The organism is Bacillus pumilus, assembly GCF_024498355.1.
In the GTDB taxonomy this organism is placed as follows: domain Bacteria; phylum Bacillota; class Bacilli; order Bacillales; family Bacillaceae; genus Bacillus; species Bacillus pumilus_P.
Genome location: NZ_CP101833.1, coordinates 3,197,561 through 3,220,603, shown reverse-complemented (window position 1 = coordinate 3,220,603; position 23,043 = coordinate 3,197,561). Strand labels below are relative to the sequence as shown.

The window sequence follows — 23,043 nt, the reverse complement described above, 5'->3', positions numbered from 1 at the left end:
GTTGCTGAGGTGATGAAAAATGAGAGAGGAAGAAAAGAAACGTACTTCCAAAATCACAAAAGTTCAGCAATTTTTCCGTAAGCGCTGGGTATTCCCTGCTATTTACTTGGTCAGCGCAGCGGTCGTGTTAACAGCAGTTCTTTGGTATCAAGCTGTATCAAAAGATGTGAAAGATCAACTATCTGATGGAAATCAAGCAGGACAAGAACAGCGTGATGATGCCGTTGAAGTTGGAAAGCCAATTGAAAATGTTGCAATGCCGGTCCAGAATTCTGATAATGTTTCTGTCGTGAAAAAGTTCTATGAAGCAGATGCTGATCAAAAAGAAAAAGAAGCAGCACTTGTAAACTATAATAACACCTATACCTTAAGCAAAGGTATTGATCTTGCAGATAAAGATGGCAAAGTGTTTGATGTCACAGCTGCTCTTAGTGGAACAGTGGTTCAAGCGAAAAAAGATCCAGTTCTCGGTCATGTCGTTGAAATTGAACATGAAGATGGATTGTCAACTGTTTATCAATCGTTGTCGCAAGTGAGTGTAAAAGAAGGCGATGAAGTGAAGCAGAATGATGTTATCGGTGCTTCAGGTAAAAATCTTTATGGTGCTGAAAGCGGTAACCATGTCCATTTTGAAATTCGTATGGAAGGTTTAGCGCTCAATCCACTTAGCTTCATTGATAAGCCCGTTTCTACTATTGAAAAAGCAGCACAAGAAGTGACGGAAGAAGCAAAAGAACCTGCTCAGCCAAAGGCTGATGAAAAAACGAAGGAACCTGCTGCTGAAGATAAGGCCAAAGAGCCTGCTGGAGAAAAATCTGAAGAAAAGTCTGATGAGAAGGGGAAATCCTCTGATCAAGAAAAGTCTTCAGATTCCTCTAAAGACAGCAGTCAGTTAGAAGAAACAAAACAATCTTAATGTCTTGCAAGATCCTCTGTGTAGATGACTACACAGAGTTTTTTTCTGTCTTAAAAAGATCCTCCGCCACGCGGCGGAGGATGTACTATAAGGCTATAAGGCGGCAGGTCCTTCTTCACCTGTTCGGATGTTAATTGTATTTTCTATTTCATATATAAATATTTTCCCATCCCCTGGTTCGCCTGTGCGAAGTACTTTTTGTGCTGTTTCAACGACCTGTTCGACAGGTACCTTGCTCAGGACGATTTCGATCTTTAATCGTTCGTACACGTTGCTTTCCTTTTTGACGCCGCGGTATAGCTCTGTATGTCCCTTTTGTAAGCCGCAGCCGTGCACATTTGAAAAGGTAATAGAGGTGACACCAATCTTTCCAAGCTCCACCTTTAATGTTTCAAAATTAGCTGGACGTGTGACAATCTCCACTTTATACATTTTGCTCATCGAGACACCCCTTTTTCTTTAATCTTGATATGCTTTTTCGCCGTGCATGGTTAAATCAAGACCCACTGATTCTTCTTCTTCGGTTGCTCGAATCTTGAAGAAGATATTGACGACTTTGATGATCACGTATGTTACAACAGCAACAAAGGCGTAAGTGGCAACAATGGCGACAACTTGCTTCCAAAGTAAGCTTGGATCTCCGTAAAATAAGCCATTGGCTCCGCCATCATTGACAGAGGTTGTTGCGAAAAGTCCTGTTGCAATGCCTCCCCAAGTACCACCAATTCCATGAAGGCCGAATGCATCAAGGGCATCATCATAGCCGAATTTGGCTTTGAGGGAGAAGACTCCCCAGAAACAGACGATCCCGCCAATGATTCCTATAATAATAGAAGCAAATGGAGTAACAAAGCCTGCGGCAGGTGTAATGGCGACAAGACCTGCAATGGCTCCAGAGATGGCGCCAAGCATTGTTGGTTTTTTGTTGATCATCCACTCGACTAATAGCCAGCCGATGATTCCTGCGGCAGCTGCTGTATTGGTGTTAATAAAGGCAAACATGGCGACGCTGTCTAACGTCAGGGCGCTCCCAACGTTAAAACCAAACCAGCCAAACCAGATGACAGCTCCGCCAAGAAGTGTGTAGATCAAGTTATGCGGGGAAGAACTTGCTGCTTCTTTTCGCTTCCCAAGAACAATTGCAATGATTAGACCGGCAACACCGGATGAGATGTGAACCACGTTTCCTCCAGCGAAGTCAAGCGCGCCCATTTCTCCAATCCAACCACCGCCCCATACCCAGTGTGCGACTGGCGCGTATACAAATGTGACCCAAAGGAGTGTAAACACGATCACTGCCGAGTAACGAATACGTTCGGCAAAGGCACCTGAGATGATGGCTGTTGTTAAGACGGCAAAGGTCATTTGGAACATCATGAACAATGAATGTGGGATGGTATCGCTATATGAACCAGGCTCAAAGCCCACGCCTTTTAACCCAACCCATTCAAAGCCCCCGATCCATGCATTGCCTGGCGCAAAAGCCAAGGAATAGCCAAACACGATCCAGACGATCGAGACGATGGCCAGTGATGTTAAGCTGTGCATTGTTGTACTTAACACGTTTTTACTTCTCACAAGTCCCCCGTAGAATAAAGCTAAACCCGGTGTCATTAACCACACGAGTAGTGTGCAGAAGAACATAAATACTGTATCACCCATTTGCATGCTGCATTCCCCCGAATCATTCAGAATTAATTGATTTCTTAATTCTTCATTATAGAGAGAAAAGTCACACATAACATATACATGTAAGTTTATCTAACATGTTTTTTGGTTATGTTCAATATAAATGGATGAAACGTTCGTAAAAAATGAGAAAAAACGTGCGTTGATCACGAAAATAAAGGTCGTTTGACCTATAAAATGGAGCTGAGAAACAGTTTGGTTCGCTCCTCTTGAGGGGAATCGAACAATTCCGATGGGATCCCTTCTTCGACGATACGTCCTTCGTGCATATAGACGACACGATCGGCGACTTCTTTTGCAAAGCCCATTTCATGTGTAACTATGACCATTGTCATGCCTTCTTTTGCGAGGCTTTTCATGGTTTGCAGCACCTCGCCTACAAGCTCTGGGTCAAGGGCAGACGTAGGCTCGTCAAATAACATGACATCAGGTTTCATGGCGAGAGACCGTGCAATGGCAACACGCTGCTTTTGGCCGCCTGATAGTTTAGAAGGATACACCTTGGCTTTATCCGCAAGTCCGACTTTTTCTAACAAGACTTTGGCTTCAGCGATGGCCTGTGCTTTCTTTGTTTTCTTCACCATTAAAGGCGCTTCGATGATGTTTTCAAGCACAGTTTTGTGCGGAAAGAGATTAAAATGCTGAAACACCATGCCTATTTTTTGTCTCATTTCGTTTAGTTGATCACGCTTTGGTTGAACAGGGCTGCCATCAATGATGATCTGACCGTCATTTTTTATTTCTAAAAAGTTCATACAGCGGAGCAAGGTGCTTTTTCCAGAGCCGCTCGCCCCAATTAAGACGACGACATCATTTTCATACACGGTGAGATCGATATCCTTTAAGACATGAAGATTCCCGAAGTATTTATTGAGTTTTTCAACACGAATGATTTCCTTTGATTCTGTCATGCTTCTCCTCCTAATGGTCACTGACTGAAAGTTTCTTCTCAAAGGTTTGGACAGCGAATGTTAACAGCAGGACAAGAACTAAGTAATAGACAGCCACAACAAGTAAATACGTCATATTGTCAAAGCTGTTGGAGCCTTGAGTGGTGGCTACGTTAAATAGTTCATTGACGCTGATAAAGGCGGCAAGTGATGAGTCTTTTAACCCGATAATGAACTGATTACCGAGAGGGGGAAGGGCGCGCCGCATCGCTTGCGGGAGAATGATACGTCTCATGGTTAAAAAGCGGCCCATTCCAAGAGAACGTCCTGCCTCTTTTTGACCTTGGTCGATTGATTGGATGGCGCCTCTGAATATCTCTGCTATATAGGCACCATTATGAAAGGCAAGCGCAATGGAAGCAGCCCAGAAGTCAGGTATATTTAATTCCGTGAGTCCAAAATATAGGATAAAGATTTGCACAATCAGTGGTGTTCCGCGTACAAGGAAGATATAGGCATTGGCGATATATCCGAAAATCGCGACGCGGGATATTTTCAGTAAAGCAAAGAAGAGCCCAATGAACATACCGATGAAGATGCTGATCACAGTTAGTTGTAAGGTGAGCAGCATCCCCTCTAAGAAAATGCCTCTAGAATCAATCAGCGTCTGAAAAAAGTGTGATAGGGTAGGCAAAATAATCATCTCCATTTGAAGAAAGTGCGCCTGGAAAAGGGCGCACAATCGTGGTTTTAATCCTGTTTAACGGTAATATCTTCGTCAAAATACTTTTCGCTAATTTGTCTTAATGTTCCGTCTTTTTTTAGTGCATCAATCGCATCGTTGATCTCTTCTATGAGCTGTTTATTCTCTTTTGACACAGCGATTGCTTGCTCACTTTGTCCGAGTCTTTCCTGCGCTTCGATTTTTAATTTTTTCTTCATGGCTTCTGCACCTGTGGCAAAATCAGTCACGACCGCATCGTGTTTTCCGTTGGCTAGTGCTTCTAAAGCGACCACATCACTGTCGTAATATTTTGGTTCCTGCCCGCTATGTTCTTTCGCAATATCAGCGTAGGACGAGCCTTTTGATACAGCGATTTCTTTGTCTTTTAAGTCATCAGCACTTTGAATGTCTGCTCCAGGTCTTGTGAAGATTTGCGGACCGGAATAGTAGTAGGGTTTAGAAAAAAGGACGTGTTTTTTTCGTTCCTCATTGATGGTATGACTCGCAACTGCCGCATCAAATTTCCCTGCTTTCACGCCTTCGACAATACCTGCGAATTTATATTTTTTCTGTACAGGCTCGAGACCGAGCTTGTCGCTAATCGCGTTGCCTACATCGATATCAAAGCCGGACATCTCGTTTCCATCCATGTAACTGAATGGGTGAAATTCCCCTGATGCTGCAAAAACAAATTTTCCATCTTCCAAAATCGGCGACCCTTTCGCTGTAGAATTACGTTTATCTCCGTTCCCATTTGTTTCATCTGAACCACACGAAGACAGAAGTAATACTGCAACCGAAAAAAGGGCTGGGACCCAAAACCGTCTTTTTTTAATAATATGCTTCTCCTCCTTTTCAGCCGTTCTCCTATAAGGAGAAAGTAGGCTTTCAAACACGAAATGAATATTACCATCTCTTCCTCATATTCTCAATTTTGTATGTGCTTTTCTAAGGTGCTCCCTTTTTAAAATGTATGTCTTGCTGTTCCAAGAGAGAACTTGAATTGATAAGGGTAAAAAAGGGAAATGAATCTCATAATAACGGAAGGATAGGCAAAGAACATGGCATATAACAAAGAGGGGGGTCGGTGTATGAACAAGTGGAGAGACAACCGAAAGGTCTTTTTGACCGCTATTGCCTTTGGAACGATGTTAAATCCACTGAATTCCTCGATGATTTCTTTGGCCTTGCATCAAATTCAGCATGAGTTTGGTTTGTCGTTTACGACCGTATCCTGGCTCATTTCAACTTTTTATTTAGCCAGTGCGGTGACGCAGCCGGTGAGCGGCCGGATTGGGGATCATGTGATGAGCCGGAGAACATTATTTTTATTTGGGTTGGCTCTCGTGGCCATTTCGGCCATTTGTGCCCCTTTTGCCCCGACTTTTGCGGTGCTGATTGTGATCCGGCTGTTGCAGGCGATTGGAAGTAGTGCCATTTATCCTTCGGGTGTTGGACTCATTCGGGATCATATTAAGGAAAGACAGGGATCGGCATTAGCGGTATTGTCCATTTTTGCTTCAGCGATGACAGCACTCGGACCAACGCTTGGCGGGTTTTTGATGACAATCGGCGGCTGGCCGGCTATCTTTTTAGTGAATCTGCCTTTTATTCTGATTAGTTTCTTTCTTGGGCTATCTTTGTTTCCGAAGGAGCAGAAGAAGAGAAAGCTCCGCATAGGAGAGACTGTACGAAAGCTCGATTTGCCAGGGATGCTTCTTTTTACAGCTTGTATTGTACTCCTGCTTTCATTTTTATTATCACTTGCAGATGGTATTCAGTATGTACAGGGCATTCTTTGTCTCCTGAGTGCAGGTGCTTTTATCTGGTGGGAATATCAGGTGGATGAACCGTTTATTCAAATTCGGATGTTTCGCAAGGAGAAGCGGCTGTCATTTGTGTATGTGCAATTTATCATCTTAAATATTTTTTTCTATTGTCTCTTTTTTGGTTTGCCGAGTTATTTCCAAGATGAATTAGGCTGGCGTGTGGAGATGACGGGTCTTTTTATGCTGTGTATGTCTGGGGTGAGCATCATTGTGTCGCCGCTGACAGGAAAGTGGGTGGATCGCGGGGATGAACGACATCCGATTTTAGCAAGCACAGTATTGATGCTGGGTGGAGCTTCTGCGATGACATTCTTTTTTATTCCTGCGCCCTTATGGGGGAAAGGAGTGGTTCTTGCGTTACTTGGACTCAGTTACGGCATTGGAAATGTGGCGCTTCAAGCTGCAATGCTAAAAGCGAGTCCTCAGCAAATGATTGGTACATCCTCCGGGCTTTTTCAAACATGCCGGTACCTTGGTTCCATTCTGTCATCTGCCGTGCTTGGCATGCTGTTTGGTGAGGAAATCGCTGGTTCCCATTTTGAGCAGTTAGGGTGGACGTTAATCATCATTTCTCTTATTGGCATTGGCGTAAGTCTTTATTTTTCAAATATGGTCAGAGGGAGACAGCCCATAAAAAAAGCGGCCGGATAAAGTGGAAGAAGAATCTTCATCACTTTATCGCAAGCCGCTTAAGAATTGGACAGGTCAGAGCCCTGATCCTTTTGCTTCCTTCTGAATATTTTCCCCATCATTGTCTCATAGAACGTCACGATGCGATCAATTGGAGAGTCAAAGAACTTCCATAATTTATTCATGATAAAGACAACCACAATCGATACGACCAAGCTGCCTAAGACATCAAGTGGATAATGGTGCCCGACCCAGATGCGGGAGAACCCTGTAAGTAATCCAAAGACGAGCAAAATGTTGCCGAGCTTTTTATTACGGGATCTAATGGCTAATGAAAGAGCCAGTGCGCCTGTTGTATGGTCACTTGGGAAGGAAGCATCTGCTGAGTGCGGGATGAGTGTGTCGACTTTATGCGCCACAAACGGCCGCTCTTCATAATAAAACAGTGTAATAGCAAAATTGACGATGAGTGCCACGATGCCTGTTACACCGGAGAAGAAGACATGTTTCTTAAATTTGTGATTACCTAAAAACCAGCATATCAATAAGACAAGGGCATACACAAGAATGGCCTTTTTCGTAATGAAAATCATGGCCTGATCTAAAAACTCAGAATGATGAGCCATCCCGTGTATGACTTTAAACAATTCGTAATTCAAAACATCACCTATACCTTCGCTTAACGCCAACTATTTTTCAAACAAGCCTGTATGCTTTATTTGAAATATCCTATATTTTAGCATGTTTCCGGTGAAGTTTAAAACAGAATCCTATTCTGATAGTGAGACCTTTTGTGCTTTTGCTTCTTGGGGTTTTCGTTCGCTCCAGTAAAAAACGCCCATGCTTAGCAAGACAACGATGCCTGCAATGAGATACACATTTGAGAAGTCTGTGAAGCTGACAAGAAGACCAAATACAAATGAACCAGCAGCAATGCCAGTATCATATAGTGTAAAGAAAGTGGCCGTTGCATAGCCCGTACGGTGAGCTGGAGAGTGCTGAATCGCTAGTGTTTGCAAACAAGGCACCAAAGATCCATAGCCAAGGCCAATCACAGCGCCTGATAAAAGAAGCATTGTCGCTGAATGTGTAGCCGTCAGCATCCATAAACCTATTGCAAAAAGGGCAATGGATGGATAGATCACAATGTGAGGTCCTACTCGGTCAAAAAGTCTGCCTGTAAACGGACGTGATCCAAGCATCGCAGCCGCAAAAACAATGAAAAAATAACTGCTTGCATCCATCAGATGAAGTGAATTGGCATAAACTGAAATAAATGAAATGATTGGCGAATAACAGAAGGAAATAATGATTCCGACTGCCGCTGTTTTTAATGCACCTTTTTCAAACAGGTGAGAAAAAGTGAATCGAAAGACGACGCTTCCTCCGTTTTCGGGCTCTGGCTGTCTAATCATGATAGTAAAAGCTGCTCCGATGGTCACGATGATGGAAAAGAGAAGGAATAAGGAATGGAATCCTACTTTTCCTACTTGATTCAGTGCGATAAACGGACCAATGACCACTGCGAGGTTCATTGACATCACAAAGTATCCTAAGCCTTCCCCGCGTTTGTTTTTCGGGATCATATCGGCAGCAATGGCACTCGCTACTGTCGTCAAAATGCTAAAAAAGATTCCTTGTACAAAACGCAGCATGAGCAGCGGTTGGAATTGATCAATCGGAATGTATAAATAAGTGAGTAAGGCAAAAGCCGTTGAAGAGAAAATTGCCATGCGTTTTTTGCCGAATTTCTCAATAATGGCTCCGGAAAACGGTCTCGTCACAATGGCGGATAATAAGAAGACCGTCACAAGGAGTCCGCCCTGTGTTTCTGTTCCATTTAGTTCATCCATTGTGTAAATGGGCAACAATGTCAAAAGGGCATAAAAAGAGGTGAATGTAAATAAATTCACCAGGACAATCATGATAAAGTCTCTCGTCCAAATGCGTTCGTTCATGATGTATGTCACTTCCTATTCAGTTGATAATTTGTGTAAAAGGGTATGGAGGAGTTGTTTTTCTTCGTAGGTAAAGTCTGAAAGACATTCTTCTTCAAATTGTTCTATCGTGTGCTTAATTTCTTCAAATCGAGCTTTTGCATCATCTGTCATCACGATGAGATTTTCACGTTTGTCTTTTCCTTGTACGCGCTTCACCCAGCCGTTTGCTTCTAGACGGGTGACGGTTCTGGTAATGGTTGGTGCTTCGACGTTCAAATATGTCCAAATGTCTTTTTGTGTTTTCGGGCCGAATGTATCCAAACAAAAAAGTACAGTCCACTGGGACATGTACAAGTCATAAGCAGCAAGCGCTTCGTTCGCCTTTTTAGACAGCAGCCTGGCGCTTTGATGTATTTGATGTAAACACTCTCTGTTTAACGTATCCATATGCTCACCTTTATTAAATATTTATCTAGGTAAATAAATTCACCTTTTCTATTTTACGTGCTTGATCCATGCTTGTAAAGTGAAAATTTTCGCCACCCGAAATGAATTTTTTATTTTGCCTTTTCTGATAAATCCCTTGTCCCATCTTCATTTTTAGCATATTCCCTATGCAATGCTAATACACTGTTACAAACCTGACAAAGAGAGTGTTTGAGGTGAGGGATCGTGTTTGGCATTTACTACCTAATGGATGAGAAATTACGACGAACAAGCGCTGCTAAAAATGGATAATCTTCATACGGATCTCATTTCACACTTCTCACATCCATTTTAGGGAGGTCGAGTGGTGTGCACGATTACATCAAAGAGCGAACAATCAAGATAGGAAAGTATATCGTGGAGACAAAGAAAACCGTTCGTGTTATTGCGAAAGAATTTGGAGTCTCTAAAAGTACTGTACACAAGGATCTAACAGAAAGACTGCCAGAAATTAATCCAGATCTGGCTAATGAAGTGAAGGAGATACTGGATTATCATAAATCAATCCGCCACTTGCGAGGAGGAGAAGCCACCAAGTTAAAGTATAAAAAAGAAGAAATTTTAGAAGGCGAGCCTGTGAAACAGTAAGCTTAGTTCTTTGTTCATAAACATGATATATATATCTTCCTCATATCGGTAGTTTCTAACCACAAATTTTGTAAAGACTTTTGTAAAGAAATATCTTTTTTTCTGCAAATTATGATAGAATATATAATTAGGGCAGAATGTGGTATTTGCTATGGAAACAGATTTTCAAGGAGGATATATATAGATGTTTGCTAGGGATATTGGAATTGATCTTGGTACTGCCAATGTACTGATTCATGTCAAAGGAAAAGGAATTGTGTTGAATGAACCATCTGTAGTAGCACTTGACAAAAATAGCGGGAAAGTACTGGCTGTTGGAGAAGAGGCTAGACGTATGGTTGGACGTACGCCTGGGAATATTGTTGCGATTCGACCATTAAAAGATGGCGTAATTGCTGATTTTGAAGTAACGGAAGCAATGCTCAAGCATTTTATTAACAAATTAAATGTAAAAGGGCTGTTCTCTAAGCCTCGTATGCTCATCTGCTGCCCAACAAACATTACATCTGTTGAGCAAAAGGCGATCAAAGAAGCTGCTGAAAAAAGCGGCGGGAAGCATGTATTTCTTGAAGAAGAGCCAAAAGTAGCAGCCATTGGTGCTGGTATGGACATTTTTCAGCCAAGTGGAAACATGGTCGTAGATATTGGAGGCGGAACGACAGATATTGCTGTCATCTCTATGGGTGACATTGTAACCGCCTCTTCTATTAAAATGGCTGGAGACAAATTTGATCTGGAAATTTTGAATTACATTAAAAAAGAGTACAAGCTGTTGATCGGTGAGCGTACATCAGAGGATATTAAGATCCAAGTTGCAACGGTATTCCCAGACGCACGTAACGAAGAGATTTCGATTCGTGGACGAGACATGGTGACAGGATTACCAAGAACGATTACCGTCACAAGCAAAGAAGTAGAAGAAGCATTACGTGAATCTGTATCTGCGATTGTTCAGGCAGCGAAGCAAGTTCTTGAGAGAACACCGCCCGAATTATCAGCTGATATCATCGATCGCGGAGTCATCATTACAGGTGGCGGAGGTCTTCTAAACGGGCTTGATCAATTGCTTGCAGAAGAGCTGAAAGTACCAGTTTTCGTTGCTGAAAATCCTATGGACTGTGTAGCAGTTGGTACTGGCGTGATGCTTGATAATATGGACAAGCTGCCAAAGCGTAAACTCAGCTAATGATTCCCCTCATTCTTTTTAGAAAGAATGGGGGATTTTTATTAAAGAACCCTGCAAATATGCCGATATATTTCATAGAAGATTGTGTTGAGGTCATGTGAAAGAATCTTAATGAGGTGAGCACGTGTTAAAAGGACTATACACCGCAACATCTGCCATGATCGCTCAAGAGCGGCGGACAGAAATGCTTTCAAATAATATCGCAAATGCAAATACACCAGGGTATAAAGCTGATGAAGGGGCAATGCGGGCGTTTCCAGAGATGCTGCTGAGCCGAATGGAATCAGGACGTTTCCAAGCATCCTCAGGCAAAGGCTTTAATGTCCCGCAACAAACGCCGATTGGTGGAATTAATACTGGGACATATATGCAGGAACTGATCCCTCAATTTACACAAGGAACATTAAAAACAACGGATCAAACAACTGATGTCGCATTAGTAGAAAATAATGTGCCAATCAACCCGGAGACAAATCAAAAATCAGCGCTGTTTTATGCCGTCAACACACCAGAAGGCGTTCGTTATACGAAAAGTAGTTCCATTACATTGAACGCACAAAATCAGTTGACCATTGGTGGCCGTGCCCTTCTTTCAGTGACTGGTCAGCCGATTACAGTTCAGAGTGAGAATTTCAAAGTGAACGCAGATGGTACTGTAAGTGAAAATGGACAAAATCTCGGGCAAATCGATGTACGTGTCGCAATGGACACAAGAAATCTTGCGCGTGAAGGAAATGATTTATACCGTACGGCTGATAACCAGCCCCTTCCAAGTGCAGTAAATAACGGTCAAATGTCCTATACGTTAAGTCAAGGTGTATCAGAGCTGTCGAACGTTGATGTGACAAAATCATATACAGAAATGACAACAGCCTATCGAGCATTCGAAACAAACCAAAAAGTTGTTCAGGCGTATGATAAAAGCTTAGAAAAAGCTGTGAATGAAATCGGAAGAGTATACTAATCAAGAAATGAAAGGGAAAGGAGGATTCTCATGATTAGAACGATGATTAATGCAGCTGTGTCGATGAACGAGGTGCAAAAGCAGCTTGATATCATCAGTAACAACATTGCCAACAGTGAAACAACAGGATATCGTGCGAAAAACACCCGATTCTCAGAGCTGGTCAGACAGCAGTTTAATCAGGTAGATGAAAAAAATGAGCAGGTGGCAAACAGTCGTCTGACACCTGCTGGGCTACGGCTTGGAACTGGTACAATGGTCAATGCATCCATTAACTCATTGCAAGGCTCTATTAAAGAAACAGGCCGTGATCTTGATGTTGCATTTGGGGCGCCATCGCAGTATTTGCAGGTCAATGCCAGCGGTAATATCCGTTACACAAGAGACGGTTCTCTTTATTTACAGCCAGGCAATAACCGTAACCAAGTTCAGCTGGTTACAAGTGAAGGCCATCCGATTCTTGATGAAAACGGAAATGCGATCGTCTTAAATGCTAATTTTCGTGATATTTCCATTGATAAAAATGGACGGCTCACGGCTATTTCTAGAGATAATCAACCGAATCAGCAGGTGAATCTAGGCGTTGTACAAGTCAATAATTCTTCAGCACTCATCTCTGAAGGAGAGAATTTGTTCTCAGTAGACGGTAATTATCAAGGCGCATTAACGGCACTGAATGGGGCAAACCGCCAAGCCATTCAGCTTCAGCAAGGTGCACTTGAAACCTCAAATGTGGACATGTCTAAAGAATTAACTGATTTAATGACAACACAGCGCTCTTATCAGATGAACTCAAGAACCATTACGATGGGTGATCAGATGCTGGGATTAGTGAATACGATTAGATAATCAGCAGGCTGATGTCAGCCTCTCATGATAAAAAAGGCGGCTCTCTCAAAGTCGCCCTTTTTTTTATAAAAATCTGAGACATCTGCAAGTAGATCCTCAAGATCAATCCAGGCTTCTTTTCGTTCAAGACATGTGACGAGCGTGGCAATCTGCTCATCTGCTTTGGGCGTTTCGCTGTAGAGAAGGAATAGGATTTGGAACTTGATTCTTAATATATCAAACTGAGAAGCAACCGCTTCTTTTAGCCCTTTTTGTATATATTTCATTCCTTCATCTGTTAAATTTTCTTTAAAACAGGAACGCACAGTTTCGTAGAGACACGATACGTAGGAGTGCGCGGACTTCCGGTATGCTGGGAGACGAAGCGCTTTTTTAAAGTATTCTAGTGCTACCTTATGGCGGTTTTGTCTTGATTGAATAAAACCAGCATCATAATAAACGATTCCAAGCAGTTCTTGGTCATCAATCATTTTCACGTATTCGATAATCTCAATGAAAATAGCTTCTGCTTCCTCATATTTCTTTTGGTCGCTAAAGTTAAGGGCGAGCACAATTTTACAACGATAAATGCTATGGATATCCCCGTGCTTGGCGAAGATATCCATGGCTTTTTGAATATGACGAATCGATAACAACGAGTAGCGGTTGTTATAATAAACACCACTTGTACGAAAATGGAATTCTGCTTCCTCCAGCTCATCGTTTAGTAAGGGAAGGCGTCCTTCTGCCTTTTCAAGATAATGAATGGCGTCATTTTGATCGCTGTTTAAAGATTCGTATAGTCCGAGAAAGAAGTAAAAATAATATTGCAGTTCTTCGTTCATTTGATCCTTATGGAGCATCAGTTCATGTTTGAGTTTTTCTAAGTCCTCTGTCTGATTCATCCAGAGCTGATGACGGAATAGCATGAGTTGATAATGTAAATAAAGCTCCAGTTTCTTTGATAATTTACGTTTATGTTTTGATAGAGTTGTTTTGATATCTTCAGCCTTCGAAAAATGTCGATGCTTTAGCATTGTATACCACGAATGGAGAAGTTTTTTAATGGATTTATCGCTCATAAAATTCATTTTTACCCTCTTATTCAATCAATGATGTAATATATATTACCATATTTGTGAAAAAACAATGAGTGTAGTGTGGATTATATTTGATGACAATTGGTAATGGTAGATTCTATTTTTTACCATAAATGTGGAGTGGATATTGAAAAATGACAGCATTCATAATATACTTTGATAGGAATCAAATGAAGATCAGCCATATAGAAAAGAAGGAGAGATCAAGATATGCTTGATGCTCAGCAAATTCAAGAGATTATTCCACACCGTTACCCATTCTTATTGGTCGACCGTATTTTAGAGGTTGAAGGTGAGAAAAAAGCGGTTGGGATTAAAAATGTCACAGTCAATGAAGAATTCTTTAACGGTCATTTCCCAGGATATCCAGTCATGCCGGGTGTACTTATTGTGGAAGCACTCGCACAGGTTTTTGGAGTGATTATGTTAGGCAAAGAAGAAAACAAAGGGAAGATTGGTTTATTCGCAGGGATTGACGGCTGCCGATTCAAAAGACAGGTCAAGCCTGGAGATCAGCTTCGTTTAGAGGTTGAAGTGACGCGTCTCCGTGGTCCTGTCGCAAAAGGAAAAGCGGTAGCTACAGTAGATGGCGAAGTTGCATGTGAAGCAGAACTTACATTTTCTATCGGTCCTAAAGTATCATGATTTGCCTGGCGGTTCATCTTGCATGAACCGCTTTTTATATGGGAAAAGCTCAGTCTGAAAGGATCAGGACTTGCATTTTTGACAAAAAAACGTCATATTAGACAAAAAAAGATGAAGGTGATAAAGGATGCTGAAAGAATTTAGAGAGTTTGCAGTCAAGGGGAATGTCATTGACTTGGCTGTAGGTGTCATCATTGGGGGAGCATTTGGCAAAATTGTCACTTCTCTTGTGAATGATTTGATCATGCCGCTTGTCGGTATTATTATTGGGGGGCATGATTTTAGCGATTTAGCCATTAAAATCGGAGATGCTCAAATTTTGTATGGTAACTTCATTCAAACAGTGGTTGATTTCTTGATTATCTCGTTTTCCATTTTTATCTTTATTCGTTATTTGAATAAATTAAAACGGAAAAAGGTAGAGGAAGAAGAGGTTGTGGAAACACCAGATCAAACAGAAGTTTTACTAACTGAAATTAGAGATCTATTGAAAAATCAAAGCCAATCTAAAGATGTGCAATAGAAAAAGAGCGGCTAACCCCGCTCTCAGCGTGTAGACAAACCCTCGCATTCGCCCGCAGTCCTGCGTGCCGGTGCTCACGAATCGTTCATTTGCTTCGCTCCGATACTCGTCCTTCCTAGACTTCAAGGGCTTTCTATCACGCTGAAAAGAACAAAAGGCTAAAATAAAGTTCATTTTAGCCCTTTGTCATCAACAATCTGAGAGCGGCTGATCCGCTCTTTTTTATGTGTTTTGTTTAAAAGCATCCAGCAGTTTTTCTCCTGAAAGCCCCTCTTTGACGAGGTCTTTTAATACTTCTTCGGTTTCTGTTCTGTAACGATTTGTAATCATTTTACCATCGAGTAACACAGAAATGTTTTCTTCTAAGGCAACGATGTTTTTGACTTGGACAGATAGATGAACAGGGCGGTTGTTTTCTTTTGTGATCGTCACGAGAATCTTCACTTCTGTGTGCTGCTGAAAGAGCACCTCAAACACTTGTCTATGCTTCTTTGGAATGAGTGCCTCGATCATCCAGTGATTTTCACCGTCTTCTTTATTAATGATTAAACCGTCACGAAGGGGAATGCTGGACATTTTATCTTGCTTTGGATCAAGTTCGATTTTGAGATCAATCAGCCTAAAGGTTTTCATATTTATCACCTCACAACGTTCATTATTCGTAAGTATCATTATAGCATACAACATCTGTATAAATGAAACCGCTGCCTACTCAGAACTAGCTGTATATAAGTGAAAGGAGATGTTTTATGGAGTCCTATCAACTGCGAAAAATACATATTGGCGAGAAGAAGGAAAAAAGCAATATGCGAGTATATTCATGGGGAGACATTCTTTCATTTTGCGATGTGTACATGGAAGAAGGCGAGTCTCTCACTTTTCAATACGTCACAGAGGATCAAATGGACTGCTTTGAATTTCAATTGTCGATTCATGACGGGCGGCTTTGTTTTTATTGGTTTGCGTGGGACGGATCTGATTATATTCACATGCCTTCTAGTAATTGGATTCACTCAGATATTTTTTATCAATTTATGAAAAATAAGTATTTCGTCAAACAAAACAAGATGATGTTTTATACTCAAGCGGTAAAAAACAAAAATTAAAGAGGGAATAGAGAATTTGAAGGGCGATTTTGTCATTTTCATGTTTTGTCACATACGACTTTTCTCAGTAGACTAGGGGCAGTTGACAGGAAAGGAGGCCAGTCTTAAATCAAAAGGTAAACGTCTAGCACCTAATAGCCCCCCTCTAGCTAAAGCTGATAGACGTTGCCTAGTGCAAATGAACACTGCGTAATAGAACCGATGCTTCTTTGTATAGGTCATGTGTCCCCTATCATCCCCTTATGTGTATCCGGTCATGTTTCATGGCCGGGTACACTTTTATTCATTGATAAGCCGATCATCCCTTGCGAATAGTGGATACTCATTTCATAATGATGATGGATATGATCAATGGTATATCAATTGAAAATGCAGACAAAAAAGGAGAGAACGATGACAAACATTCAATTAATCGCAACGGATTTAGACGGTACTTTATTGAACAGTGAACACAAAGTGAGTCAGGAAAACGAGCAGGCATTAAAGGAAGCAGCAGTGAACGGGATTGAGGTTGTCGTTTCAACAGGAAGAGCGTATTTTGATGTGAAGTCTATTTTTGATCAGCTTGGTATGAATACGTGGGTGATTAGTGCAAATGGAGCTGTGATTCATGATCCAAGTGGACAAGTGTATCACTCAGCTGATTTACAAGAAGAAAAGGCCAAACACATATTATCATGGCTTGAGGAACGTGACTATTACTATGAAGTCTTTACGAATGAGGCCATTTTCACACCGAATCACGGCAGAGAGCTTCTTGCGATCGAAATGGATCGTTTAAAAAGTGCAAATCCAGAAACGGATCAAAGTGTTCTAAAGCAAGCGGCAGAAGTTCAATACAGCCAGTCGGGTTTTGCCTATATTGATACATATGAAGAATTGTTTCGTGAGGATCAAAAGCTTTCATTTTACAACATTTTAGGCTTCTCTTTCTTTCAAGACAGACTGAAAGCCGGATGGGATACATTTGGACATGATTCAGAGTTAACTGTGGTCAGTTCGGCTGATCATAACTTTGAGATTGGTTCAAAGGATGCGTCTAAAGGGCAGGCATTAACAAGGCTGGCAGAAAGGCTTGGTATCCCTTTAAGCCAGACAGCAGCTGTAGGAGACAGTTTAAATGACGAATCGATGCTTCAAGCAGCTGGTCTTGGGGTTGCGATGGGTAATGCAAGAAAGGATATAAAAGAAATAGCTGATCACGTCACGTTAACAAATGATGAACATGGTGTGGCGCATATGATTCGACATCTTTTGAAATAGACGAATCGGATGTATTTGTATAAATCACATAGGATAAAGCGCATTCTACAAAAGAGGAATTCAGAACTACTTCTATTTACACCTGCTGTGGAACATCATATAATTTAAATATGAATATAACCCGCTTGTAAGGAAATTAAGGAGAGTAAACGAATGGCGCTGGAATCTTATAAGTCCGAAAATCTTCATTTAATCAAGGAAGCCTTAGACTATACTCAGGTTGGCCTGACGGTGACGGACCCGTCTTTACCTGATAATCCTTTAATATATGTGAACAAGGGCTTTTTAGATATGACAGGCTATCAAGAAGCAGAAGTACTAGGGAAGAATTGTCGTTTCCTTCAAGGAGATGAAACTGAGCAAATCGCTTTAAAGCAAATTAGAACAGCCATTGAGAACAAAGAGGCTGTCACTGTTCAGCTGAAAAATCACAAAAAATCTGGACAAATGTTTTGGAACGAGTTAAGTGTGGCTCCTCTTTGGATTGATGAGAATGAAGGAAAACGTCTTTATTTCGTTGGTCTGCAAAAAGATGTTACGAAAGAGAAGGAACAGCAGGAGCTTCTTGAGCAATCGATTGATGAAGTGCTCAATATTTCTGTCCCTATTGTTCCGGTGAAGGATGGTATCTCTGTGTTACCGATCATTGGTACGTTAACAGCGCCAAGATTTGATAAAATCATCTCAACGGTCTCCACCTATATCTCTCAATCCAAGGATGATTATTTTATTGTGGATCTGTCTGGTTTATTAGAGGTGGATTCATTTGTGGCAGATGCGATCTTTAAGCTGAACGATTTGATTTTAATGACTGGCACTGAACTGATTGTGACAGGAATTAAACCAAATCTTGCGATGAAAATGGGAGAAATGAAAGAGGACTTCCGTGATTTGAATACGTATATGAACGTGAAATCTGCATTGAAAAAGCTGCAAATTTAACAATCTTCTATCATGAATTGAAATTAAAAAAGAGGACTTTTCATCAAGCTTGAGAAAAGTCCTCTTTTGCTGTGATTAAGATGATTGAGCTGCCGCACTTAATGTGAATAAATCTTCTAGTTCGTTCGTCGATAGCTCTGTAATCCAGCTTTCACTTTGGATAATTTGATCATTTAATGTTTGTTTTGTTTCGAGCATTTGATCGATTTTCTCCTCGATTGTGCCGGTTGTGATCATCTTATGGACGTGAACAAATCGTTTTTGTCCAATACGGTAAGCACGGTCTGTCGCTTGGTTTTCCACAGCAGGATTCCACCATCTATCGTAGTGAATGACATGATTTGCGGCGGTTAAGTTAAGCCCTGTTCCTCCTGCTTTTAAAGAAAGAATTAAGATGTTGAACTCTTTCTTCTGGAAGCGTTCCACCATTTTGTCCCGCTCCTGTTTTGATAAGCTGCCATTTAAAAATTGAACAGGTTCTCCAAACATCTTCTCCGCTAGCTGCTTGATCATGTTGCCCATTTCAATATACTGCGTAAAAATGAGGCAGCTTTCACCTTGTTCATGTATCGCTTTTAACAGCTCTGCTAATTTATCCATTTTTAATGAACGTTTCAGCAGCTTCACATCTGTCCCGCTTTCTTTTAAATAGAGAGCAGGGTGATCGCAAATCTGTTTGAGTCTGCCGAGCATACTTAAAATAATGGCTTTCCTCTGCATCCCTGTTAATGAAGCCATATGTTCAAATGTATCCTTGACGAGCTGCTCATATAAAGAAGCCTGCTCAGCGGATAGTGGGATGAATTCTTTTTCTTCTAGTTTCTCAGGCAGATTCAGAGCGACCTCTTCATCTTGTTTTGTTCGTCTTAATAAGAAAGGCTTGATCAGCTGCTGCAGCTGTTCAATTCTTTTTTCTTCACGATCTTTTTCAATCGGAAGAACGAATTTCTTATGAAAGCTGGTCAGGCTGCCGAGATACCCTTTGTTGACGAAGTCGAAAATGGACCAAAGCTCCGTCAAGCGGTTCTCCATCGGTGTTCCGCTGAGGGCAATGTGATGCAGCCCTTTTAATTGCCTAATCGCTCTCGATTGTTTCGTATGGGCATTCTTGATGTTCTGGGCTTCGTCTAAACAAATGGTATTCCACTTTGCTGATGTTAATTCATCGCGATCAGAATGTGAGAGCCCGTAAGACGTCAGGACAATATCTGTTGACTCGTAAGCTTTTGTAAAGTTCTCCCCTTGTGGACGTGATGGCCCGTAATGCAAGGCGACACTCAAATGTGGTGCAAATGTTTCAAGCTCTCGTTGCCAGTTTCCTAAAACAGAGGTCGGCGCAATGATGAGAGATGGAGCGGTCGTTTGCTGCTGCTCCTTCAAATAGGTGAAATATGCGATCATTTGAATTGTTTTTCCAAGTCCCATATCATCTGCTAAACAAGCCCCGAACCCATGAGATCTTAAAAATAAAAGCCAGTTCACACCGTGCTGCTGATACGGACGCAGTGTGCCTTTAAAGGACTCACTCATTTTGTAAGAAGGCAGCTCATGTGTATCATTTAACTGATGGACCAGCCCTCTTAATTGAGATGAAAGTTCAAATTGAATATGGGCAAATGACGAACTATCTAAAAGCTCTGGGATGGCTTCAGAGGATGCCTCTTGATCTGCCAGTTCACGTGACAAGATATCAGACATGTGAAGTCCTTCATTTTCGGCACGCTCCATCCATTTTTTCATTTGCTGGATGAAGGTCGGATCTATTTTTATCCATTGCCCGCGAATATTGACAAGGCGGCGTTTACTTTGAACAAGCTCGTTGAACTCATCTTCTGTCAGCTCGATGCCGTTAGTCGCAAAGCGCCAATTAAAGTCCATTAAGGCATCCATTCCGACATGCGATTCGCCTCGTGGTGTTGAGGAAATCCTTGCTTTTAGCATCATCGTGCTTTCCTTTACGATTTGCCACCATGATGGGAGCAGAATCTCAATCCCCATATTCACAAGTGTTTCACTTGCTTCAGATAGGAAGAGCCATGCTTCTTCTTCTGACATGAGCGTCGTGCCAGATGTGAAAGAGAGCCAAGGAACAATTTGACTGAATCGCTCCAGCTCTCGTGAGATTTTTTCTTCATACGGACGCCAGGATCTTTTTAATGATCGGATGCCTTCAAAGAAGTGAAGATCGCTGTTTTTCTTATCACGTAAAAACAATTCGATTTTCCAATCATCCCCGTCGTATTCCGGCTCATTTAAGCGGAGGCCGACAGTGAAAGGTGTCTCATCATCAATCCAGCCAATCGTCTCCAAAAAATCCTGCTCATCTAAAAAATGCCCTTGAAAGGATGAGAGCGCAGGCGATTGTGCAGTCATGCGGTTCCATTTGTGCTGCAGGGCATCATCATATTGAATGTAATCCTGTACAGCAAAGGAGAACCAATCAGCCGTATAGCCATCTAATATGCCTTCTTTGTCTTTAAACCGAAGTACACCTTCTGTCCATGCCTCGTAATCGGGAACGAAATCTTCATCCTCGATGAATTCGTAAATGGTAGAGGCTGTTTTCATAAGCGGCTCGGTTTCATCCGTTAATGTCACGTGACTAAAGGTATTAAATGAATTTTTTCCTAGCAGTTCAACGGTCATCCAAGGGCTTAACAGGAAGGCAGGTGTGCCAATAAAGCTCACATCTTCTAAGAACGTTCCGTAAAAAGAAGATTCGTGCCATTGGAAAAGCTGTCTTTTCATTTCATTAAGCGGAACAGGGTGTCCGTCCTCTGCTTGGGCTGAAATGGTGAAAGAGAAATCTTCTGTTTGTTCTGCATGAATGACAATTTGTTTATGGCGTGTCATCAATTAATTTTCCTTTCTTCAATTCCTCTTGGAACGCTCGCAGCCGTTTCGTTGAATCTTGCAGCTGCTTCACATATCTTTCCCAAATCGCGGTTTTTTTCGTTTTATGATAAAGCGTACGCAGTTTTTTGAGCATTTTCACAGACTCTCGATAGGCACTTCGATTCTTTTGATCGAGAAGCAGTGAGATTTCACGGTGGTAAGATGGAATGAGCGCTTCAGGCTCCTCTTTTGCAATCTGTTTGATCAGTTCCTTTTCCAATTCACTGATGGAGAAACCAACAAGGCTGTGAATCTCAATCCATTCTGCATATCGCTGCTGTGCATATAAAAGCTGACTATATTCAGTAAAAGCATAGGGCATGCAGATTTGGAGGTAGCGTTCATATAAATGATGATCCTTCGTCTGCTTAAAGTACGCATCTAAATAAAAGAAGAAATCACTGACGGCTGCTCGCAGTTCTCTGTAGGAAAGATCCAGCTGGCAATATTCTTCTAATACATAGGAGATCTCGTTATACCAAAGCTTGAGTCGTTTCCAGTCCTTGCGGTTGGTGAGATCCTTCAGCCAATTGAGCACATTTGGCAGTATATGTGCATTGAGCAGCTGTAATTGCTGAAAGAGCCTTTCGTCTTCTTTGAGCAAATAATCCATGTGCATGAGCCCGATGGTACGTTCAACCGTTTGTTCTTGCTGCTGAGCGTTCTTGAGCAATTCTGTTTCTTTTTTGACCCATTTCCCTCTATTTAATATGGTTCCCCAAATCTCCATAAAGACCGCTACTCGTTCATGCTGGAAAGGTCCGCTTATTTGAAGAAGTGTCCGAACGGCAGTTGGTGTGTTTTCAAGAAACGGATCGAGGGAAAAGGAAAGGGCGTATGTCTTCAAATGATCCACTGAATCAAAAATGGTGTTCATGAGCTGTTCTACATATGGATTCATGGAATAAAAGTCTTTTTCGGCATCGAGCCGGCCGAGGTCAATAAGCTCATGGAGCCGTAACCACACATCAATGGACGTATGAATCGCATACAAACTCTTGAATTCAGGTGAAGTGGGTGCGTGTTTTTTTAGGATCGATAAATAGCCGTAATACAAATGCTGTGGTGTTTGCTGATGCTTCGGTGTCCGTTTCAGCCAGAGATTAAATTCATCCTGGAAAAAAGTCAGCCAGCTTTGGAGTGATTGTTCGTCTGGGCGCTTCACTTGGAAGTGCTGTCGAATCAATTCTTTGCTGCGCTGTAACTCATCCTGTTCTGACCAATTTTCTGTAAAGCCGGTCACACTCTCTACTTGAGCGTATAGCGAAAAGAAGACAGCGAGGATGTGTTTACAAAGTCCTTCAGCTGGACATGAGCAGCTGCTTCTCACTGGAAACAGCACATGAAAGTGGACTCTTGCTGCCACGACATCATGTACATAAGCTGACCATTCGGTATCAGACTCTTGCTTGAGACGATATACGCTGTCCTGTCTATAAGTAATCAATGCTTTTTTGATGAGTTGTTTGTTTTCATCTGTCGCAGGAAGAAGTTCTTTGATCTGTTCGGCTGTTTGTTTGACTTCTTCTTCGTTGAAGTTGTGCTGAAGCATTTGATCCGCTCCTAACCAAGTAAAAGATTCCAATTCTTTTATTATAGCTCAATGGTGATTTATAAAAAAGTTTTTCATGAAAATGGTCATAAATTTTAAAAGCTGTCGAATGATGTATTAGAGTATTGCATAAACCAACCTTACAGCATATAATAATGAAATTAGTGGAATCGAAAGGATACAGACATGGATAATAAGGGTTTAAATCAAGAAGAGTTTTTAAAGATTTTGATGTACGCTCATGATATTGGTGAAAATTCAAATGATGTCACAACAAAAGAAATGCTTGAAAATTTGATTGCTCATATTCGAAATGGTCTTGTTTCATAAAGGTGACCCCCTGCTAG

23 protein-coding genes and 1 pseudogene are annotated in these 23,043 nt (G+C 41.5%); 12 read left to right on the top strand and 12 right to left on the bottom strand.

Annotated elements, in window-relative coordinates; translation table 11 throughout:
• Positions 1–19 precede the first annotated feature (19 nt).
• Entirely contained in the window at positions 20–916 is an 897-nt protein-coding gene (locus NPA43_RS16440) for a stage II sporulation protein SpoIIQ (RefSeq protein WP_099726480.1), read from the top strand.
• 93 nt (positions 917–1,009) lie between these two features.
• Here NPA43_RS16440 and NPA43_RS16435 read toward each other — a convergent pair whose 3' ends face one another.
• The 5 genes and pseudogenes from NPA43_RS16435 to NPA43_RS16415 all read right to left on the bottom strand — a co-directional run bounded on the left by NPA43_RS16435 (position 1,010) and on the right by NPA43_RS16415 (position 5,132).
• Positions 1,010–1,357, bottom strand: a complete 348-nt coding sequence (locus NPA43_RS16435; protein WP_007497589.1) for a P-II family nitrogen regulator — start codon at positions 1,355–1,357, stop codon at positions 1,010–1,012.
• An 18-nt stretch (positions 1,358–1,375) separates the two neighbouring features.
• Positions 1,376–2,584, bottom strand: a complete 1,209-nt coding sequence (locus NPA43_RS16430; protein WP_099726479.1) for an ammonium transporter — start codon at positions 2,582–2,584, stop codon at positions 1,376–1,378.
• A 191-nt stretch (positions 2,585–2,775) separates the two neighbouring features.
• On the bottom strand, positions 2,776–3,516 hold the full coding sequence (locus tag NPA43_RS16425; RefSeq protein ID WP_099726478.1) for an amino acid ABC transporter ATP-binding protein: 741 nt from the start codon (positions 3,514–3,516) through the stop codon (positions 2,776–2,778).
• A gap of 10 nt (positions 3,517–3,526) precedes the next feature.
• Positions 3,527–4,204: an amino acid ABC transporter permease gene (locus NPA43_RS16420; RefSeq protein ID WP_099726477.1), complete on the bottom strand. Its 678-nt coding sequence runs from the start codon at positions 4,202–4,204 to the stop codon at positions 3,527–3,529.
• A 41-nt stretch (positions 4,205–4,245) separates the two neighbouring features.
• Positions 4,246–5,132: pseudogene (locus NPA43_RS16415) on the bottom strand (transporter substrate-binding domain-containing protein).
• Between the two features lie 178 nt (positions 5,133–5,310).
• Between NPA43_RS16415 and NPA43_RS16410 the strand changes: the two are divergent.
• Positions 5,311–6,699, top strand: a complete 1,389-nt coding sequence (locus NPA43_RS16410; RefSeq protein WP_230030632.1) for an MFS transporter — start codon at positions 5,311–5,313, stop codon at positions 6,697–6,699.
• A gap of 38 nt (positions 6,700–6,737) precedes the next feature.
• Here the strand turns inward: NPA43_RS16410 and NPA43_RS16405 are convergent, their stop codons facing one another.
• From NPA43_RS16405 to NPA43_RS16395, 3 genes are all read right to left on the bottom strand, one after another.
• Positions 6,738–7,337, bottom strand: a complete 600-nt coding sequence (locus NPA43_RS16405; RefSeq protein ID WP_099726475.1) for an undecaprenyl-diphosphatase — start codon at positions 7,335–7,337, stop codon at positions 6,738–6,740.
• 111 nt (positions 7,338–7,448) lie between these two features.
• On the bottom strand, positions 7,449–8,636 hold the full coding sequence (locus NPA43_RS16400; protein WP_230030633.1) for an MFS transporter: 1,188 nt from the start codon (positions 8,634–8,636) through the stop codon (positions 7,449–7,451).
• Between the two features lie 15 nt (positions 8,637–8,651).
• The gene (locus tag NPA43_RS16395; protein WP_099726473.1) at positions 8,652–9,065 is read right to left on the bottom strand and encodes a MarR family winged helix-turn-helix transcriptional regulator; all 414 of its coding nucleotides are present in this window, start codon (positions 9,063–9,065) and stop codon (positions 8,652–8,654) included.
• 348 nt (positions 9,066–9,413) lie between these two features.
• Between NPA43_RS16395 and spoIIID the strand changes: the two genes are divergently transcribed.
• The 4 genes from spoIIID (at position 9,414) to NPA43_RS16375 (ending at position 12,691) form a co-directional block, all read left to right on the top strand.
• Positions 9,414–9,692: a sporulation transcriptional regulator SpoIIID gene (gene spoIIID / locus NPA43_RS16390; RefSeq protein WP_008343327.1), complete on the top strand. Its 279-nt coding sequence runs from the start codon at positions 9,414–9,416 to the stop codon at positions 9,690–9,692.
• Positions 9,693–9,876: 184 nt separating this feature from the next.
• Entirely contained in the window at positions 9,877–10,878 is a 1,002-nt protein-coding gene (gene mbl, locus NPA43_RS16385; protein ID WP_034318394.1) for a cell shape-determining protein Mbl, read from the top strand.
• A 124-nt stretch (positions 10,879–11,002) separates the two neighbouring features.
• Positions 11,003–11,842 (top strand): flagellar hook-basal body protein, encoded by an 840-nt coding sequence (locus NPA43_RS16380; RefSeq protein WP_099726472.1) that lies wholly within the window; start codon positions 11,003–11,005, stop codon positions 11,840–11,842.
• Between the two features lie 30 nt (positions 11,843–11,872).
• Positions 11,873–12,691 carry a flagellar hook-basal body protein gene (locus NPA43_RS16375; RefSeq protein WP_230030634.1) on the top strand — a complete coding sequence of 273 codons (819 nt, stop codon included), beginning with the start codon at positions 11,873–11,875 and terminating at the stop codon, positions 12,689–12,691.
• Positions 12,692–12,705: 14 nt separating this feature from the next.
• On the opposite strand, the gene NPA43_RS16370 is transcribed toward NPA43_RS16375, so the two are convergent.
• Positions 12,706–13,761: a tetratricopeptide repeat protein gene (locus tag NPA43_RS16370; protein ID WP_099726470.1), complete on the bottom strand. Its 1,056-nt coding sequence runs from the start codon at positions 13,759–13,761 to the stop codon at positions 12,706–12,708.
• Positions 13,762–13,980: 219 nt separating this feature from the next.
• On the opposite strand from NPA43_RS16370, the gene fabZ reads away from it, so the two are divergent.
• Together fabZ and mscL are read left to right on the top strand one after the other, a co-directional pair.
• A complete protein-coding gene (gene fabZ, locus NPA43_RS16365) occupies positions 13,981–14,415 on the top strand; it encodes a 3-hydroxyacyl-ACP dehydratase FabZ (protein ID WP_099726469.1) in 435 nt (144 codons plus the stop codon).
• 127 nt (positions 14,416–14,542) lie between these two features.
• On the top strand, positions 14,543–14,938 hold the full coding sequence (gene mscL / locus NPA43_RS16360; RefSeq protein ID WP_230030635.1) for a large conductance mechanosensitive channel protein MscL: 396 nt from the start codon (positions 14,543–14,545) through the stop codon (positions 14,936–14,938).
• Positions 14,939–15,160: 222 nt separating this feature from the next.
• Here the strand turns inward: mscL and NPA43_RS16355 are convergent, their stop codons facing one another.
• Positions 15,161–15,571 carry a YwpF-like family protein gene (locus NPA43_RS16355; protein WP_003215215.1) on the bottom strand — a complete coding sequence of 137 codons (411 nt, stop codon included), beginning with the start codon at positions 15,569–15,571 and terminating at the stop codon, positions 15,161–15,163.
• Positions 15,572–15,687: 116 nt separating this feature from the next.
• On the opposite strand from NPA43_RS16355, the gene NPA43_RS16350 reads away from it, so the two are divergent.
• The 3 genes from NPA43_RS16350 (at position 15,688) to NPA43_RS16340 (ending at position 18,249) form a co-directional block, all read left to right on the top strand.
• The gene (locus tag NPA43_RS16350; protein ID WP_099726467.1) at positions 15,688–16,044 is read left to right on the top strand and encodes a hypothetical protein; all 357 of its coding nucleotides are present in this window, start codon (positions 15,688–15,690) and stop codon (positions 16,042–16,044) included.
• 402 nt (positions 16,045–16,446) lie between these two features.
• Positions 16,447–17,307 (top strand): Cof-type HAD-IIB family hydrolase, encoded by an 861-nt coding sequence (locus NPA43_RS16345; protein ID WP_218964428.1) that lies wholly within the window; start codon positions 16,447–16,449, stop codon positions 17,305–17,307.
• A 153-nt stretch (positions 17,308–17,460) separates the two neighbouring features.
• A complete protein-coding gene (locus tag NPA43_RS16340) occupies positions 17,461–18,249 on the top strand; it encodes a YtvA family blue-light photoreceptor (RefSeq protein WP_099726465.1) in 789 nt (262 codons plus the stop codon).
• 75 nt (positions 18,250–18,324) lie between these two features.
• Here NPA43_RS16340 and NPA43_RS16335 read toward each other — a convergent pair whose 3' ends face one another.
• The gene (locus NPA43_RS16335) at positions 18,325–21,102 is read right to left on the bottom strand and encodes a DEAD/DEAH box helicase (protein WP_249704865.1); all 2,778 of its coding nucleotides are present in this window, start codon (positions 21,100–21,102) and stop codon (positions 18,325–18,327) included.
• Positions 21,089–22,696 carry an SWIM zinc finger family protein gene (locus NPA43_RS16330; protein ID WP_256499067.1) on the bottom strand — a complete coding sequence of 536 codons (1,608 nt, stop codon included), beginning with the start codon at positions 22,694–22,696 and terminating at the stop codon, positions 21,089–21,091. The genes NPA43_RS16335 and NPA43_RS16330 overlap by 14 nt, the downstream gene beginning before the upstream one ends.
• Before the next feature lie 186 nt (positions 22,697–22,882).
• On the opposite strand from NPA43_RS16330, the gene NPA43_RS16325 reads away from it, so the two are divergent.
• A complete protein-coding gene (locus tag NPA43_RS16325) occupies positions 22,883–23,026 on the top strand; it encodes a YwzD family small protein (RefSeq protein ID WP_003214884.1) in 144 nt (47 codons plus the stop codon).
• The last annotated feature ends 17 nt before the right edge of the window (positions 23,027–23,043 follow it).

Bases quoted from the DNA above. Each gene is read 5' to 3' on its own strand.
- NPA43_RS16440 (WP_099726480.1), top strand. From the start codon at position 20: ATGAGAGAGGAAGAAAAGAAACGTACTTCCAAAATCACAAAAGTTCAG.
- NPA43_RS16435 (WP_007497589.1), bottom strand. From the start codon at position 1,357: ATGAGCAAAATGTATAAAGTGGAGATTGTCACACGTCCAGCTAATTTT.
- NPA43_RS16430 (WP_099726479.1), bottom strand. From the start codon at position 2,584: ATGCAAATGGGTGATACAGTATTTATGTTCTTCTGCACACTACTCGTG.
- NPA43_RS16425 (WP_099726478.1), bottom strand. From the start codon at position 3,516: ATGACAGAATCAAAGGAAATCATTCGTGTTGAAAAACTCAATAAATAC.
- NPA43_RS16420 (WP_099726477.1), bottom strand. From the start codon at position 4,204: ATGGAGATGATTATTTTGCCTACCCTATCACACTTTTTTCAGACGCTG.
- NPA43_RS16410 (WP_230030632.1), top strand. From the start codon at position 5,311: ATGAACAAGTGGAGAGACAACCGAAAGGTCTTTTTGACCGCTATTGCC.
- NPA43_RS16400 (WP_230030633.1), bottom strand. From the start codon at position 8,636: ATGAACGAACGCATTTGGACGAGAGACTTTATCATGATTGTCCTGGTG.
- NPA43_RS16395 (WP_099726473.1), bottom strand. From the start codon at position 9,065: ATGGATACGTTAAACAGAGAGTGTTTACATCAAATACATCAAAGCGCC.
- mbl (WP_034318394.1), top strand. From the start codon at position 9,877: ATGTTTGCTAGGGATATTGGAATTGATCTTGGTACTGCCAATGTACTG.
- NPA43_RS16375 (WP_230030634.1), top strand. From the start codon at position 11,873: ATGATTAGAACGATGATTAATGCAGCTGTGTCGATGAACGAGGTGCAA.
- NPA43_RS16370 (WP_099726470.1), bottom strand. From the start codon at position 13,761: ATGAATTTTATGAGCGATAAATCCATTAAAAAACTTCTCCATTCGTGG.
- fabZ (WP_099726469.1), top strand. From the start codon at position 13,981: ATGCTTGATGCTCAGCAAATTCAAGAGATTATTCCACACCGTTACCCA.
- mscL (WP_230030635.1), top strand. From the start codon at position 14,543: ATGCTGAAAGAATTTAGAGAGTTTGCAGTCAAGGGGAATGTCATTGAC.
- NPA43_RS16355 (WP_003215215.1), bottom strand. From the start codon at position 15,571: ATGAAAACCTTTAGGCTGATTGATCTCAAAATCGAACTTGATCCAAAG.
- NPA43_RS16350 (WP_099726467.1), top strand. From the start codon at position 15,688: ATGGAGTCCTATCAACTGCGAAAAATACATATTGGCGAGAAGAAGGAA.
- NPA43_RS16340 (WP_099726465.1), top strand. From the start codon at position 17,461: ATGGCGCTGGAATCTTATAAGTCCGAAAATCTTCATTTAATCAAGGAA.
- NPA43_RS16335 (WP_249704865.1), bottom strand. From the start codon at position 21,102: ATGACACGCCATAAACAAATTGTCATTCATGCAGAACAAACAGAAGAT.
- NPA43_RS16330 (WP_256499067.1), bottom strand. From the start codon at position 22,696: ATGCTTCAGCACAACTTCAACGAAGAAGAAGTCAAACAAACAGCCGAA.
- NPA43_RS16325 (WP_003214884.1), top strand. From the start codon at position 22,883: ATGGATAATAAGGGTTTAAATCAAGAAGAGTTTTTAAAGATTTTGATG.